This window comes from Aeromonas sp. 603607, assembly GCF_049171595.1.
GTDB classification, from domain to species: domain Bacteria; phylum Pseudomonadota; class Gammaproteobacteria; order Enterobacterales; family Aeromonadaceae; genus Aeromonas; species Aeromonas veronii.
Genome location: NZ_JAAKOV010000007.1, coordinates 129,106 through 144,306, shown reverse-complemented (window position 1 = coordinate 144,306; position 15,201 = coordinate 129,106). Strand labels below are relative to the sequence as shown.

13 protein-coding genes are annotated in these 15,201 nt (G+C 61.5%); 9 read left to right on the top strand and 4 right to left on the bottom strand.

The window, feature by feature from the left end; all coding sequences use genetic code 11:
- Positions 1 to 7: 7 nt before the first annotated feature.
- Both G5315_RS09045 and G5315_RS09040 read right to left on the bottom strand, forming a co-directional pair.
- On the bottom strand, positions 8 to 709 hold the full coding sequence (locus G5315_RS09045) for an ABC transporter permease (RefSeq protein WP_421332922.1): 702 nt from the start codon (positions 707 to 709) through the stop codon (positions 8 to 10).
- A gap of 64 nt (positions 710 to 773) precedes the next feature.
- A complete protein-coding gene (locus G5315_RS09040; protein ID WP_421332921.1) occupies positions 774 to 1,616 on the bottom strand; it encodes a substrate-binding domain-containing protein in 843 nt (280 codons plus the stop codon).
- 251 nt (positions 1,617 to 1,867) lie between these two features.
- On the opposite strand from G5315_RS09040, the gene G5315_RS09035 reads away from it, so the two are divergent.
- Together G5315_RS09035 and G5315_RS09030 are read left to right on the top strand one after the other, a co-directional pair.
- A complete protein-coding gene (locus G5315_RS09035; RefSeq protein WP_111900509.1) occupies positions 1,868 to 3,223 on the top strand; it encodes a sigma-54-dependent transcriptional regulator in 1,356 nt (451 codons plus the stop codon).
- A gap of 25 nt (positions 3,224 to 3,248) precedes the next feature.
- Complete coding sequence (locus G5315_RS09030) at positions 3,249 to 5,327, top strand: sensor histidine kinase (RefSeq protein ID WP_421332920.1); 2,079 nt, start codon at positions 3,249 to 3,251, stop codon at positions 5,325 to 5,327.
- A gap of 80 nt (positions 5,328 to 5,407) precedes the next feature.
- Here the strand turns inward: G5315_RS09030 and G5315_RS09025 are convergent, their stop codons facing one another.
- Positions 5,408 to 6,274: a helix-turn-helix transcriptional regulator gene (locus G5315_RS09025; RefSeq protein ID WP_104014986.1), complete on the bottom strand. Its 867-nt coding sequence runs from the start codon at positions 6,272 to 6,274 to the stop codon at positions 5,408 to 5,410.
- Between the two features lie 15 nt (positions 6,275 to 6,289).
- Positions 6,290 to 7,147: a formate dehydrogenase accessory sulfurtransferase FdhD gene (locus G5315_RS09020; RefSeq protein WP_421332919.1), complete on the bottom strand. Its 858-nt coding sequence runs from the start codon at positions 7,145 to 7,147 to the stop codon at positions 6,290 to 6,292.
- A gap of 224 nt (positions 7,148 to 7,371) precedes the next feature.
- Here G5315_RS09020 and G5315_RS09015 point away from each other — a divergent pair, with 224 nt between their 5' ends.
- The 7 genes from G5315_RS09015 (at position 7,372) to G5315_RS08985 (ending at position 15,197) form a co-directional block, all read left to right on the top strand.
- Positions 7,372 to 8,139, top strand: a complete 768-nt coding sequence (locus tag G5315_RS09015; RefSeq protein ID WP_147746097.1) for a hypothetical protein — start codon at positions 7,372 to 7,374, stop codon at positions 8,137 to 8,139.
- 219 nt (positions 8,140 to 8,358) lie between these two features.
- On the top strand, positions 8,359 to 8,913 hold the full coding sequence (locus G5315_RS09010) for a DUF3305 domain-containing protein (protein WP_100653240.1): 555 nt from the start codon (positions 8,359 to 8,361) through the stop codon (positions 8,911 to 8,913).
- Complete coding sequence (locus G5315_RS09005; protein WP_111900506.1) at positions 8,906 to 9,490, top strand: DUF3306 domain-containing protein; 585 nt, start codon at positions 8,906 to 8,908, stop codon at positions 9,488 to 9,490. The genes G5315_RS09010 and G5315_RS09005 overlap by 8 nt, the downstream gene beginning before the upstream one ends.
- A 103-nt stretch (positions 9,491 to 9,593) precedes the next feature.
- Positions 9,594 to 11,333 carry a 4Fe-4S dicluster domain-containing protein gene (locus G5315_RS09000; RefSeq protein WP_111900505.1) on the top strand — a complete coding sequence of 580 codons (1,740 nt, stop codon included), beginning with the start codon at positions 9,594 to 9,596 and terminating at the stop codon, positions 11,331 to 11,333.
- A gap of 9 nt (positions 11,334 to 11,342) precedes the next feature.
- Positions 11,343 to 11,960, top strand: a complete 618-nt coding sequence (locus tag G5315_RS08995; RefSeq protein ID WP_058058400.1) for a TorD/DmsD family molecular chaperone — start codon at positions 11,343 to 11,345, stop codon at positions 11,958 to 11,960.
- Positions 11,961 to 12,093: 133 nt separating this feature from the next.
- A complete protein-coding gene (locus tag G5315_RS08990) occupies positions 12,094 to 12,297 on the top strand; it encodes a transcriptional initiation protein Tat (protein ID WP_005303194.1) in 204 nt (67 codons plus the stop codon).
- Between the two features lie 23 nt (positions 12,298 to 12,320).
- The gene (locus tag G5315_RS08985) at positions 12,321 to 15,197 is read left to right on the top strand and encodes a formate dehydrogenase subunit alpha (RefSeq protein ID WP_421332918.1); all 2,877 of its coding nucleotides are present in this window, start codon (positions 12,321 to 12,323) and stop codon (positions 15,195 to 15,197) included.
- Positions 15,198 to 15,201 lie beyond the last annotated feature (4 nt).

Genomic DNA, 15,201 nt, shown 5'->3' with positions numbered 1-15,201 from the left:
GGCATGGTCAGTTCTTCAGATAGCTGTGGCCACGGCACGCCGTCAGCAGCAGGTTGAGCAAGAGGGCGAGGGTGAGCAGCACTATGCCGAGCGCCACCCCCTGGGTGAAGGCCCCTTTCTGGGTCTCCAGCGCGATGGCGGTGGGGATATTGCGGGTGAAGTGCAGGATATTGCCCCCCACCATCATGGAGCAGCCCACCTCGGTGACGATGCGGCTAAAGGCGCCGATGATGGCGGCCAGCAGGCCAAAGCGGCACTCGCGCATCAGGCCGATCAGCGCCTTGGGCCAGGAGACCCCCAGGGTCAGGGCGGTTTCCCAGGCGCGCCGATCGCTCTGGACAAACGCCGCGTGGGCCATGGTGGCGATCACCGGGAAGGCGATCAGCATCTGCCCCACCACCATCGCCTGCTGGGTAAAGAGCAGCTTCCAGTCGCCAAAGGGGCCGGCCCGCGACAGCAGCATATAGAGCAAGAGGCCAATCACCACGGTCGGCACCGATTGCAGGGTATTGATGCAGGAGAGCCAGAGCCAGCGGCCGGGCAGCGGCAGATAGGCCAGCGCAAAGCCCAGCAGCAAGGCGGGCAGCAGCACCAGCAGCAGGGCGATGCAGGAGACGGAGAAGGAGACCCCCACCACCTGCCACAGTTCGGTGTCACCACTGAACAGCAGGGCAAGGGCCGCCAGGGTCGTGTCGAGCAGGGTAGGCATCAGGCGCCTCCCTCAGCGAACCGGGGGAGGGCCAGCAAGGTCAGCTCAGCGGTCAGCGTTGCCATTATTTCCCGTTGGCATCCGCCACAAACAGCGCCTGACCCGCCACCTTGAAGTCGCCGATCAACTTCTGGCCATGCTCGGAGATCAGCCAGTTCTTCAGGGTGCGGGCCCCTTCGGTGTTGAGATCCGGGTAGCGCTTGGGGTTGACCAGGATCACCTGATAGGGGTTGAACAGGCGCTTGTCACCCTCCAGCAGTACGGCGAGATCCAGCTTGCTCTGGTAGGCGAGCCAGGTGCCGCGGTCGGTCAGGGTGTAGGCACCGAGCTCCGAGGCCATGGTCAGGGTCGGGCCCATCCCCTGGCCGATGGATTTGTAACCGGCAAACTCGGGTTTGACGTCTGCGGCTTGCCACAGGGTCTTCTCCTTGATGTGGGTACCGGACTCGTCACCGCGAGAGATAAAGGTCTGGCCCTGCTCCTTGATGGCTTGCAGCCCCTTGGACGCGTCGTGCAGTTTGCCGAGACCCGCCGGATCTTTCGCCGGGCCGACGATAACGAAGTCGTTGTACATCAGGTGAACCGGCTCGATGCCAAAGCCCGCATCAACGAACTTCTTCTCGGCAGACGGTGCGTGGGTCATCACCAGATCCGCGTCGCCGTTTTCGCCCATCTTCAGGCTCTGGCCGGTACCGGCCGCCATCACCTGCACCGGATAACCGGTCTCTTTGGTGAACTGGGGCAGCAGCCAGCCCAGCAGACCGGACTGCTCGGTGCTGGTGGTGGTGGCGAGGCGGATCGGCGCTTTTGTGGCATTAGTATCCGCTTCGGCGTGGGCCGCACCGGCGATCAGCAGGCTGGCGGCGAGGGAGAGGGCAAAACGTTTGAGGCTGGTTTTAATCGTCATCGTGATGCAACTTTCAGGGTCGGTGAGAGAGGAAACGACCAAGCAAGCGGGGTGCCAAACTGATTCTGATAACAGAGATTAGCTCTTTGCCCTTAAAAAACAGTTATTTAATGGTGGCAATTAGGTGAGCCGGTTATCGCTTTTAATAATTGGTGTTGGTGCTTTTGATACGGTAAGGACAAAATGTCCCACAAAGGTTCCGGTTATCGGGACATTCTTCGACCTTACCTGTATTCGAGGTACTTTTTTCCATGACAGCCTCTCCCGGTCTCTGGTCTGCCCTCTCCCTGCTTATCGTTGACGATGAGCCCGGCATGCGCAGTTTTCTGGCCAAGGCGCTGGCCAAGCGTTTCGCCCAGATAGAGACAGCCGCCAGTGTGGAGGAGGCGGAAGCCTTGCGCTGCCGCCTTCACTTCGATCTCATCATCGCCGATATCCGGATGCCGGGACGCTCCGGTATCGAGTGGCACGAGGCTATCGAGCCCGGCACCCGTCGCAGCGACATCATCTTCATGACCGGTTTTGGTGATATGGAGACCGCCCTCAAGGCGCTGCGTCTGGGAGCCTGCGACTTTATCCTCAAGCCTTTCAACCTGGAGCAGATGGTGCAAGCGGTGGACAGAGTCATCGAGCGCCGTCAGATGGAGCGGGAGAACCTGCTGTTGCGTCGGGAGGTGAGCAAGCTGTTCCCGCCCACCCTGATTGGCGACAGTGCCAAGACCCGCGAGCTCAAGACGCTCATCGCCAGAGTGGCCCCCTCCAACGCCGCCGTATTGGTGGAGGGGGAATCCGGCACCGGCAAGGAGCTGGTGGCCCGCGCCCTGCATCAGCTCTCTGGCCGGGTGGGGGCCTTTGTGCCCCTCAACTGCGCCTCTATCGCCCCGGAGCTTCTGGAAAGCGAGCTGTTTGGCCATGTGCAGGGGGCCTTTACCGGCGCCCGCAAGGGGCGTGACGGCCTGTTCCGGGTCGCTCATCAGGGGACGCTCTTCTTGGACGAGATCGGCGAGATGCCCCTTGCCATGCAGGCTTCCCTGCTGCGGGCGCTGGAGCAGAAGGCCATTCGCCCGGTGGGGGCCGAGCGCGAATTATCGGTGGATGTGCGCATCGTCGCCGCCACCAATCGCAACCTCAAGGCCGAGGTGGAGGCGGGCCGCTTTCGCGAGGACCTCTTCTATCGCCTCAACGTAGTAGCGCTGCCGGTTGCACCCTTGCGGGATCGCATTGACGACATCCCCGCGCTGGTACACCACTTTACCCGCCAGCTCACCGCCGAGATGGGGATGGGCTCCTTGAGCTGGACCCACGAGGATGTGGTGGCGATGCAGGCCTATCCCTGGCCCGGCAACGTACGCGAGCTGCGCAACCTCATTGAGCGCTGCCTGCTGCTGGGCAAGCCGCCCGCTGAATATTGGCAGAGCGTCAAGCCTGCCGAAGCCGGCGGGAGCGAGGCGGGCTACCCGCTGGAGTGGCCATTGGCGGAGGTGGAGAAGGCTCATATTCTGCAAGTGGTGGCGAGCCATGATGGCAACAAGTCGGCCGCTTCCCGGGTGCTCGGGGTGGCGCGCAAGACGCTGGATCGCAAGTTCAAGGAGTGGGCCATCGAATGATAAAGGGTGATCGGATGGGGTGGCGATGAAACTGACTCTGCTCCCCCGCTGCGTGCGAACCAAAGTGCGCTGGCGCCTGCTGCTGCTCACCTCGGTACCCATCATGCTCACCCTGGTGGGCATGATTGCGCTCACCCTCTACTGGACCCTCACCTACAGCTGGCAGAACCTGCTCACCACGGTGCGCAGCGACCTTGGCGTCGCCCATCATGCGGTCAGCGTGCAGCAGCAGCGTCAGGCCGAGCACCTCGAACATCTTCGGGATGCCTGGGCTTTTCAGCTGCGGCTGCGTGAGTCACCAACCCGGCTGGACGAGTGGGTGATGCCGCTGGCTGCCAACTATGGTCTCGATTTTCTGCGCCTGCGTAGCGGCGCCGAGCTTCAGGCTCTGACGGCGCAGGAGCTGACGACCCTGAATGCCGGACGCAGCGTCAGTCACTTCGTGGTCTGGTCGCAGCAGGAGATGCTCGCCCTCTCCCCGCAACTGGCCAAGCGAGCCGTGCTGTGGCAGCGGGATGGCACCAAAGCGGTGGAGAGCCGGGGGCTGATCAGTCTGTCATTGACGCCTGTGATGGGGCGCGACGGATCCCTTTGGGCAGTGCTGGAGGGGGGGGAGCTGATTAACGGCAGCACCCGGCTGGTGGATGAGATCAAGGGTCAGGTGTTTGCCAAAAACACCCTGCCAGAGGGGAGCATAGGTACGGTCACCCTGTTTCTCGATGATCTGCGGGTGAGCACCAATGTGCCGGTCAGCAGCAGCCGTCAGGTGGGCCGGGCGGTGGGTACCCGGGTTTCGCCGCCGGTGCGCGAACAGGTACTGGGGCGAGGGGATATGTGGGTTGACCGCGCCTTTGTCCACGACGCCTGGTATGTCTCGGGTTACGAGCCGCTGCTGGGAGCCAGGGGCGAGCGGCTCGGCATGCTCTATGTCGGTTTTCTCGAGTGGCCCATTATCCGCACCTACCTCACCAATCTGGTGGAGCTGGGCTCCGGCGTGGTGCTGCTGTTGCTGCTCTCCGGCCTGCTGGTCTATCGCGGCGCGCGGGATCTCTTCTCCCCCATCGAGCGGATGCACAAGGTGGTGCGGCAGGTGCAGGCCGGGGAGTCCGCTCGCATCGGCCCGCTGGCGCTCGATCCTGACCACGAGCTGGCCCAACTCGGTCGCCAGTTTGACGCCATGCTGGACAGGCAAGAAGCGCATCAGCAGCAGATGGCCCGCAGCGCCGACGAGCTGGAGCAGAAGGTGGCCGAGCGTACCCAAAGCCTCGAGCTCAAGACTGCCGAGCTGGAAGATCATATCCATATGCTGACCGAGGCGCGCCAGCAGCTGCTGATCAGCGAGAAGCTGGCGGCCCTTGGCGAGCTTTCGGCCGGTGTGGCCCACGAGATCAACAACCCGTTGGCGGTGATCCTCGGCAATGTGGAGTTGATGAAGCTGGAGCTGGGGGAGGCGGCCGAGCCGGTCAGCGAGGAGCTGGCACTGGTGCTGGCCCAGATCGAGCGCATTCGTGCCATCACCCGCAGCCTGCTGCAATACTCTCGCCCTGGCGATTACGAGACGGCGCCGGTGTGGCAGCACCTCAACCCCATCATCGAGGAGAGCCTGACGCTGGTGCGCTCCGCCCTGCGTCAGCAGCAGGTGGAGCTGGTGGCCGATCTCAGGGCCCAGCAGCCCATCGAGGCGGATCGCCAGCAGTTGTTGCAGGTGCTGATCAACCTTCTGGTCAACGCCAGCCACGCGCTGGGGGAGAAGGGGGAGATCCGGGTCGAGAGCCACGACTGGTTCGATGAGGCGGGCGTGTTGCAGGGGGCGCTGGTGCGGGTGATCGATAACGGCAGCGGCATCGAGGCGGCCATTATCGACAAGATCTTCGACCCCTTCTTCACCACCCGCGCCACCGGCACCGGGCTGGGGCTGGCCCTGAGCCACCGCATCATCAGCCGCTGGGGCGGCGAGCTGCTGGTGGACTCCACCCCGGGGCAGGGGAGCTGCTTTACCGTGCGGTTGCGCAGCCACGCCCTGCTGCCCAGCGGTAGCGAGCCCGCGAAACTGGAAGGGTGGCGCATCGCCCTCAATGCCGAGGGGCGTGAGACAGGGGATTGATCCCTTTATAAACAAGCCCGTGATAAAAACAGCCCGTCAACATGGTTGACGGGCTGTTTTGTCGGTGGGTGAGTGGTTATTTACTGCGGGCTCCACACCAGCTTGCCGCTTTGGGTCAGGTCATAGCCGCCGAGGCGGGCCGCCAGCTCGCGCCCCTCGGGGGATTGCAGCCAGCCGATCAGCTGTTGCAGCAGGGTGCGAAAGAAGACCCCCTGCGGCATCACCAGATCGAAGCACTCCTGCGACAAGGGCATAAAGCCGAGGCCAAACTCGGTGGCGGTGCTCTGGGCGCCGGGCCCGACGTCGGCATCGCCACGGCTGATGGCGGCGGCCAGCTCCCGCTCGCTGTTGACCTCGAGGGTGCGCTCCAGCCGGGTCAGCGACTCCCCTTGGGTTTGCAGCCACTCCTGCAGGGCGCGCTGGCTGCCAGCCCCCTCTTGGCGCATGGCCCAGCGCCAGTCGAGCGCCTCTTTCGCCTCCTTGGGTTGCAGCCCTTGCCGCAGCACCAGCCCCTGCACCCGCCTGAATCCATGAACGATCACCCATTGCCGGTGGCCCTGATACTGCTGCACCAGCGCCGGGTGGCGCAGGTGCGCCTCCTCGGCCTGCCCCCAGTGGATGGCGCAGAGATCCACATGGCCGCGGGCCAGCATCGCCAGCCCCTGACGGGTGCCGCACGGGGTGTAGCCCACCAGTGCCTGGGTGCCGAGCTGCCGGGCCAAGCGGCTGCTGGCGTAGTGCAGCAGCACATCGTCCGAGCCTGCCAGCAGCAGCCGGTCGTTCATCACCCCCTCGTGGCAGCTGCCGAGCAGCCAGCGATCGAGCAGGGATCGCGGAAACAGCCACTTGCCGGTCGCCTTGGTGGCGGGGATGCGCGCCTCGTTGGCGAGCTGGTAGACCTTCTTCTCGTTGAGATCGAGGTACTCCGCCACCTGCTTCACGTTCATAAATTCGTTCATGGTTTAATCCCGCATCCCGCGCCCGGCCGAACTGGGCGCCAGCACCGGCGGCTTCTCGTCCAGCACGATATGGTCGTGGCCGCTGAATACCTCGAAGTGGCGCCCCTTGGCGCGAGCAATCATGGTGATGCCGAGCTGGCGGGCCAGATCCAGCCCCATCTGGGTGACGCCGGAGCGTGACAGCAGCACCGGAATGCCCATTTGCGCCACCTTGATCACCATCTCCGAGGTGAGCCGCCCTGTGGTGTAGAAGATCTTGTCGTGGCCACTCTCGCCGCACATCCAGAGCTCGCCCGCCAGAGTATCCACCGCATTGTGGCGCCCCACATCCTCGACAAAGGAGAGGATTTCGCTGCCGCGACAGATGGCGCAGCCATGGACGGCACCCGCCATCTTGTAGGTTTCGTTATGGGCCGACAGGGCTTTCAGCAGGGCGTAGAGGGTGCTCTGTTTAAGCTCAGGCGCCGCCAAGACCACCCCTTCGAGCTTCTTCATCACGCTGCCATACATGGTGCCCTGACCGCAGCCGGAGGTGACCGTCTTCTTCTCCAGCGACTCGTCGAGATCGGCTGCCTGCTGGCTGCTCACCACGGCGGCGGCCTCGCTCTCCCAGTCGACGATCACCGATTCGATGGCCGAAATATCCTCGATGAAGCCCTGATTTTTCAGATAACCCAGCACCAGCGCTTCGGGGCGGGCCCCCAGCGTCATCAGGGTTACTATCTCCTTCCAGTTGAGGTAGACCGTCAGTGGCCGCTCACAGGCGATTTGGCGGGTTTGCAGCGTGCCCTGCTCATCCATTACCTCGACGGCCATGGTGAGCTGGGCGGCAGCATTGCTTTTGATAAAGGTCGGTGTCATGGGCCCCTCGCGACCGGTTGCCGGGATCTAAGGGGAGGGATACAGCAAGTTTTGTTCCAGATTTCTGACTGAAGAATAATATGTTTTAAATTTAAGAGATGTTATTGATGTATATTTTTAAGTTTATTTTTGCAGTGCTGCAAAACTTTATTAATTAGACATTTTTAAGTATGCTCTATGGATGATGATATATGTGTTTAGAATGATTATAGATGGAGGGTATATTGAATTCAATTGAGCGATTTATTCTTGGTCGTTTGCTAAAAAAACCAGCGCCGGAGCGAATACCAAGAAGTGGGGATGATGCCAAAAAAGTTGACTGCTATGTAGTCTACTTTAGATCACGTGATAACTCATGGACATTGCTCTGTCATGAAGTATGCCATGGTGGCGTCACAGGAATGTATTGGGAAAATAATATGGAGTTTGGAGTTATATCAATTCCATTTTATCTTCTTGGTGAATATGAATTAGATATAACATATTTTTATGGCCCCTATGATTTACGATATGAATCAATTTTTCAATATTTTTATGAAGGGCTCATACCAGTTGACAAGATAAAGATTTTAATAGGAAAAGGGCATCAGTTCCTTTTTAATAAAAAAGAACTGATTCGTTCTGAGAGAGTCGAAGTACTGAAGCTACTTCTTGAAAAAGAGCTAGATAATAATAGCCATGGTTATTGTACAAGTGCTATTAATTTATCTACGTTGTTATATACAGCACGCTGGGTTTTTCATCCAGATAAAAGTCGTCAGTTAAGATACAATGATCTGCTTCTTAAATCTCTTTTATTAAGTGGTGATTTGGAACGCTGTAATAATGGGTTTAAATTGTCACCACAAGCATTAGTTACAATATCTAATTATGAAGAGGAACAGAGGAAACATAGAGAAAATGTTGCACAGGCTAAGGCAATGAAATGGTTAACAGTTGGATTGATGATTGTGGGTGTAATTCAAGCAGTTATCACACTAAGGGGTAAATAGAAACGTAGGTTAGAATAGCGAAGCATATTCGAACGGTCGCGTATTTGAATTGTTGTTTATCTTGCCCGCCTACGCCTAGATGGAACAATCCATCCCGCCTTGGCCCCACTCTTGCTATGTCTTATCCCATTGTTGGCCGTGGCCGCCCTGAATGTTCTGCTGTGAACCGCTCCGAACGGGGTGGAGCATGGAGGAGGGCGGCCCGGCAGAGACCTTCTGATGGGAGCCGTGACAGTGCAAGAGACAACCAATACCTTGCCCCCGCAGCGCTGGCTGCAACTGGAGTTAAAGGCCATCGACAGCCAGGTTGGCCGCTGGCAGAGCCGCCGTTTCGAGATTGCGGCGCTCCACCCCGCCGAACCTGAGGCAGCCGGTGCCTTGCCCCTTACCCTGTTTCGTGACGAGCGGGGGGATTATCGCTTCAATCTGAGCTCCGGCTCGCCTCGCCTCTTTGTCACCGGAAGCCGCGTGGACAATGGCTTTGTGGCCGATGGTCTGACCCTGAGCCAGACCGTGGCTGCCGCCTATATGGATGGCGAGCGGCAGGTGCTCTCCTGCCCGCTGCCCGAGGCGCTGCAAGCCTGGGTGGAGGCCTTTATCGGCCGCCACGGCGAGCTGCTGGAGGCCCGTCGTAAGGGCAAAAAGGGCAAGGGACGGGCGCAGGATCAGCTGGGTGTCGATACGGTAGATCAAGCCAGCTGTGGCGCCGTTAAAGCCACCGGCCCCGATGGCCGCGAGCGTGGCAGTGACAGCGGAAATCGCGCCCATGAGTGAGTTCCTTAAGCGCTGGTCCTCTCGCAAGCATCAGGCATTGCAGCCGAGGGAAGAGGCTATCCCCGAGGCGATTGCCGCCCCCATCGAAGGCAGTGGCGAAGGTAAAACTCCAGATACATCGCTGGATAGCCCCGTAGTCAGCACTGACAAGGGGAGCTGTGAATCCCTTGCTTTTGAGGGGGTTGAGAGTGGCGAACCGCCGCTGAAAACGGCGCAGCCGGGCAAGGCCAAACTCCCCGACAGGGAGGCGCTGCGGGCCATGTTTCGCAGCCACAAGCCGGATGGGCTCGACGACTACACCCAGGATTTCAGCCAGCCCGAATTGCTGCCTGCGGCCTTGACCGCCGGGCTGCGCAACTGGCTGGTGGATCAGGTGATCGCCCCGGAGAGCGAATCGGCCAATCCGGCCAGCGGGTCTGCTGAACCGGTGGCGGTTGCCAGCGAACCTGCCGCCGAGCAACACGAGCTGGCTGATAACCATTCTCAAACCCACACCGACGTTCGGGACATTTTGGTTTCCCGTGGTGGACAAAATGTCCCAACCAAAGATGGGGAAATGGAACCCTCAGGATCCTGACTCCCTGTCAGTCACTTTTTTTCCGGGGGAGTTGGCTCGCCTCTTGCTCTCTCGGCTTACCAACAAGCGCCCATCCCATGAGGTGGCGCGCACAGGAGCGTATGTGAGCACTGAACAAACATTGCCAAATCTGAGCCCAAATCTGGCCCCAAATCTAGCCCGCGAGGCGGGGGCGACCGAGCATAACGCGCGCGCTCGCGCCTATGCCCTGCAGCATACGGTCAAGACCGACAACCTGATCCCGGCCACTGTCTCTTACCAGAGTCAGGGGCGCCTGCTGCTGGTCGGCCCGGAAGATCGCATTCGCCGTGCTGCCAACCTGCTGCCTGCCGGGGTGAAGCCCACCCTGCTGGTGACCGAAGCGGTGCATGACGCCGAGGCAGCAGATCTCGAAACCATTTTCGATGCCACCGCATCCCTCGCGGCCCTGACCCTGCGCGAACCGAGCCTGACAGGCTATCTGGGGCAGTTCCAGCTCACTGGCCTCAATGGTCAGGGGGAGCGTATTTCTCTGGCGGCGATCTGTTTTACTCAGCAGGCTGCGGAAAATGGCGAACCGCGCTTTGATCTGGTAGCCGATCTGGGCCGCGCTCCGCTTTTTGCGCTGGAGCGCCCGCCGGTCGGTTATCTGCATCTCTTTGATGACCAAGGGCTTGCCGAACGGCTTGCCGAGCTCGGTGCGCTGACCGGCATCTTCGACAAGCCGCGCTATTTTCGCCTCGACTCCGAGGCCTGCGCCTTTACCGCCCGCGGCGTGCCCGGTTGCAGCCGCTGCCTCGATGTCTGTCCGACCGATGCCCTCAAGCCCATCAATGGTCGCATCCAGATCGATCCCCATCTCTGTCAGGGCTTTGGCAGCTGCGCCTCAGCCTGTCCGACCGGGGCGATTGCCTATCACCAGCCCGATGCCAACACCAGCGGAGACTACTTGCTGCGCCTGCTCAAGCACTACCGGGAGGCGGGCGGTGAAGCGCCCCAACTGCTGATCGCCGGTGAAAACGAGCGCAAATGGGTGGAAGCCGAGCTCACCCGCTTGCCCGCCAACTGGCTGCCGGTCTGGGTGGAGGAGAGCGCGAGTTTGGGTATCGAGAGCTGGTTCGCGGCACTCGCCTACGGTGCCAGCACGGTGCGCATTGCGCTGGGTGACGATGCCCCCGCAAGCGTCCGTGCGCTGGTTGAGCGGGAGCTGGCCAGCGCCGCCGTGCTGCTGGCGGGCGCTGGGCTTGCTACCGATCGCATTGCTCTGTTTGACGCAGATGCTGGTGAGCCTGTTTCCGGCCAGCCAACCGTTGCCCTGCTGGAGAAGCCGCTCAAAGGGGACAAACGGGAGAACCTGTTTGCCGCCTTCGATGCCCTCTGGCAGGCCAACGAGGGGAGCCGCGAGCCGCTGGCGGTGCCTCACGGCGCCCCATACGGTAGCGTGGAACTCAAAGAAGCAGACTGCACCCTCTGCATGGGCTGCGTGGCGGTTTGCCCGAGCCGCGCCCTGCATGCGGTTGGGCACACGCCCGGCCTCAACTTTATCGAGCAGGACTGCATCCAGTGCGGCATGTGCGAAAAGGCGTGCCCCGAGCAGGCCATCGTGCTGGTGCCCCGCTTGCAGCCTGTGCCCGAGGCACGCCGCGCCGTCCAGAGCCTCAAAGCCGAAGAGGCTGCCTGCTGCATTCGCTGCGCCAAGCCGTTCGCGCCCGCCTCGATGATCCGCCGCATCCAGCAAAAACTGGCCGGTCACTCCCACTTCCAGAACGAGGCCGCCCAGCGGCTGCTGATGTGCGAGGACTGTCGAGTCAAGGATGTGTTTGCGGCGCTGGCGGCGGATCCCGTCTCCCAGCTCAAGGTGTGAGGGCCAGTGATGAGTGAACAACATAACGAAAAGGCTGGCGAACTGACCATGACCGAACTGGAACAGAGCAGCGCCGATCTCTACGCCCTGCTGGCAAGCCTCTGGCGTGCCGCCCCCCGTGGCGAACAGCTCGCCTGGCTGCAAGGGTTGCAGCCGATGCCGGGCCCCTTTGCCAGAGGGCTGGGGCTGGTGCAGCTGGCGGCCAGCAGCCACCACGAAAACGAGCTTGCCGAGGAGTATCAGGATCTCTTTATCGGGCTGGGGCGCGGGGAGATCGTGCCGTTTGCCTCCTGGTATCTCACCGGCTCTTTGATGGAGCTGCCGCTGGCGGTGCTGCGCGCAGATCTGCAGTCCCTCGGTTTCGAGCGCCAGAGCGGAGTGTGCGAGCCGGAAGATCATCTGGCCGCCCTCTGTGAGGTGATGGCGGTACTGATTGGCGAGCAGCACCCGGAGCGCAACCGCTTCTATGAGCGCCACCTTGCCCCTTGGGTTCTCGCCTGCTGCCGCGATCAGCAACAGGCGAAAGGGGGCAGCTTCTACCGGGCGGTCGGGGCCCTTGCCGAAGATTTCTTCAAGTTGGAAAACGAATTGCGCCTGCCGTTTGGCGCCTGCGTGGTGCCGGGCTGAACGCCCCTGTCTGTGCACAACAAGAGCTGCGCATAACAAGAGCTGCGCATAACAAAACGAGCAGACGAGATATCCCATTGGACGCGAAGCTGGCGCGCAGGCGCCAGCAAGAACAACAACAGAGGTCACAAGAATGAGCGATGAACAGCTGAAAGACCCGTCCCGCCGCAATCTGATCAAGGGAGTTGGCGTGGTCGCCACCATAGGCGTGCTGGCCGGTGCCACCGGTCGGGTGGTGGGCAAAGAGGTGCTGACCCACGACACCGAGCCTGACAAGGGCTATCGGGAGACCCCCCATGTTCACGACTTTTATCGCACCCTGCGCGGCACCGACTGAGCCGGATCAGTGAAGGAGAACTCATGAAACTGACAAAACGTGCCGAGCAGCCCCAGGCGGGCGAGCAGGGCAATCAGGCTGTTCGCGGTCAGGGGCTGACCCGTCGCGCCTTTATGGTCAACTCCGGTCTGGTGGCCGGTGGCGCCGTGGCCGCCGGTTGGCTGGCGCCAGCAATGATGCAGCGGGCCGAAGCCAAAACTGTGGCGGCCGGGGTACCGGTCGAGGTGAAGCGTACCATCTGTTCCCACTGCTCGGTGGGTTGCGGCGTTTATGCCGAGGTGCAGAACGGCGTCTGGACCGGTCAGGAGCCAGCTTTCGATCACCCCTTCAACCTTGGCGGTCATTGTGCCAAGGGGGCGGCCCTGCGCGAGCATGGCCACGGTGAGCGTCGCCTCAAGTACCCGATGAAGCTGGTGGGCGGCAAGTGGCAGCGCATCAGCTGGGATCAGGCCATCGAAGAGGTGGGCAACGAAGTGCTGCGGCTGCGCAAGGAGTCCGGCCCCGACAGCGTCTACTGGCTCGGCTCCGCCAAGCACTCCAACGAGCAGGCCTACCTGTTTCGCAAGATGGCGTCCTTGTGGGGCACCAACAACGTGGATCATCAGGCGCGCATCTGCCACTCCACCACGGTCGCTGGCGTCGCCAACACCTGGGGCTACGGTGCCATGACCAACAGCCTGAACGACATGCACAACAGCAAGTCGATCATGTTTATCGGCTCCAACCCGGCGGAGGCCCACCCGGTCGCCATGCAGCACATCCTGCTGGCGAAAGAGCGCAACGGCTGCAAGATCCTGGTGGTCGACCCGCGCCGCACCCGTACCGCCGCCAAGGCGGACATGTACCTCTCCCTGCGTCCGGGCACCGACGTCGCCTTTATCTGGGGCATGCTCTGGCACATCTTCAAGAACGGCTGGGAAGACAAGGAGTTCATCCGCACCCGCGTCTATGGCATGGACGAGGTGCAAAAAGAGGTGGCGCGCTGGACTCCGGCCGAAGTAGAGCGGGTGACCGGCCTCAACGAGCAGCAGGTCTATGGCGCCGCCAAACTGCTGGCCGACAACCGCCCCGGCTGCGTGGTCTGGTGCATGGGCGGCACCCAGCACACCACCGGCAACAACAACACCCGCGCTTACTGCATCCTCGAACTGGCCCTCGGCAACGTGGGCAAGAGCGGGGCGGGCACCAACATCTTCCGCGGCCACGACAACGTACAGGGGGCCACCGACTTTGGCGTCACCTCCGACTCCCTGCCCGGCTACTACGGGCTGGAAGAGGGCTCCTGGAAGCACTGGGCCCGGGTGTGGGACGTCGATTATGAGTGGATCAAGGCACGTTTTGACAACAAGGCCTACAACGGCAAGTTGCCGATGAACAACAACGGCATTCCGGTCTCCCGCTGGGTGGATGGTGTGCTGGAGAACGCCGATCTCATCGAGCAGGGTTCCAACATCCGCGCCATGTTCTACTGGGGCCATGCGGTCAACTCCCAGACCCGCGGCCCGGAAATGAAGAAGGCGATGCAAAAGCTCGACATGATGGTGATTGTCGACCCGTATCCCACCGTTGCCTCGGTGATGAACGATCGCACCGACGGCGTCTACCTGCTGCCGGCCACCACCCAGTTCGAAACCTATGGTTCCGTTACCGCCACCAACCGCTCCATGCAGTGGCGCGACAAGGTGATAGAACCCCTGTTCGAATCCAAGGTCGATCACGAGATCATGTATCTGCTGAGCAAGAAGCTCGGTTTTGCCGACCAGTTGTTCAAGCACATCAAGGTGGAGAACAACCAGCCGCTCTTGGAAGACATCACCCGCGAGTACAACCGCGGCATGTGGAGTGTGGGTTACACAGGCCAGAGCCCGGAGCGGCTCAAGGCGCACCAGCAGAACTGGCACACCTTCCACAAGACCAACCTCAAGGCCGAAGGCGGCCCGGTCAGCGGCGAAGTGTACGGTCTGCCTTGGCCCTGCTGGGGCACCCCGGAGATTAAACATCCCGGCAGCCATATCCTCTACGACACCAGTATTCCGGTCTCGGAAGGGGGTGGCGGTTTCCGCGCCCGCTTCGGCATCGAGTATCAGGGCGTCTCGCTGCTGGCCGAAGACTCCTGGCCGAAAGGGAGCGAGGTGGAAGACGGTTATCCCGAGATCACTGCCGACCTGCTGAAGCAGCTCGGCTGGTGGGATGAGCTGACCGAGGCCGAGAAGAAGGAGGCCGAGGGCAAAAACTGGAAGACCGATCTCTCCGGCGGTATCCAGCGGGTGGCCATCAAGCACGGCTTCGTCCCTTACGGCAACGCCAAGGCGCGCTGCGTGGTGTGGACCTTCCCGGATCAGGTGCCCAAGCACCGCGAGCCGCTCTATACCCCGCGCCGCGACTTGCTGGCTGACTACGCCACCTGGCCTGATTCGAAGAGCCTGTGGCGCCTGCCGACCCAGTACGCCTCGGTGCAGGAGAAGGATGTCAGCAAGGAGTTCCCGATCATCCTCACCTCCGGCCGTCTGGTCGAATACGAGGGGGGCGGCGACGAGACTCGCTCCAACCCCTGGCTGGCTGAATTGCAGCAGGAGATGTTCGTCGAGATGAACCCGGCGGATGCCAACGACGTCGGCGTGCGCGACGGTCAGGACGTCTGGGTGGAGGGGCCGGAAGGGGGGCGGGTCAAGGTGAAGGCGCTGGTGACCCCGCGGGTCAAGCCGGGGCTCGCCTTTATGCCGTTCCACTTTGGCGGCCACTTCGAGGGCCAGGATCTGCGATCCAAATATCCGGAAGGGTCTGACCCCTATGTGCTGGGGGAGTCGGTCAACATAGTCACCACCTATGGTTATGACCCGGTCACCCAGATGCAGGAGACCAAGGTCACCCTGTGCCGTTTTCGCAAAGTAGGAGCCTGATCCC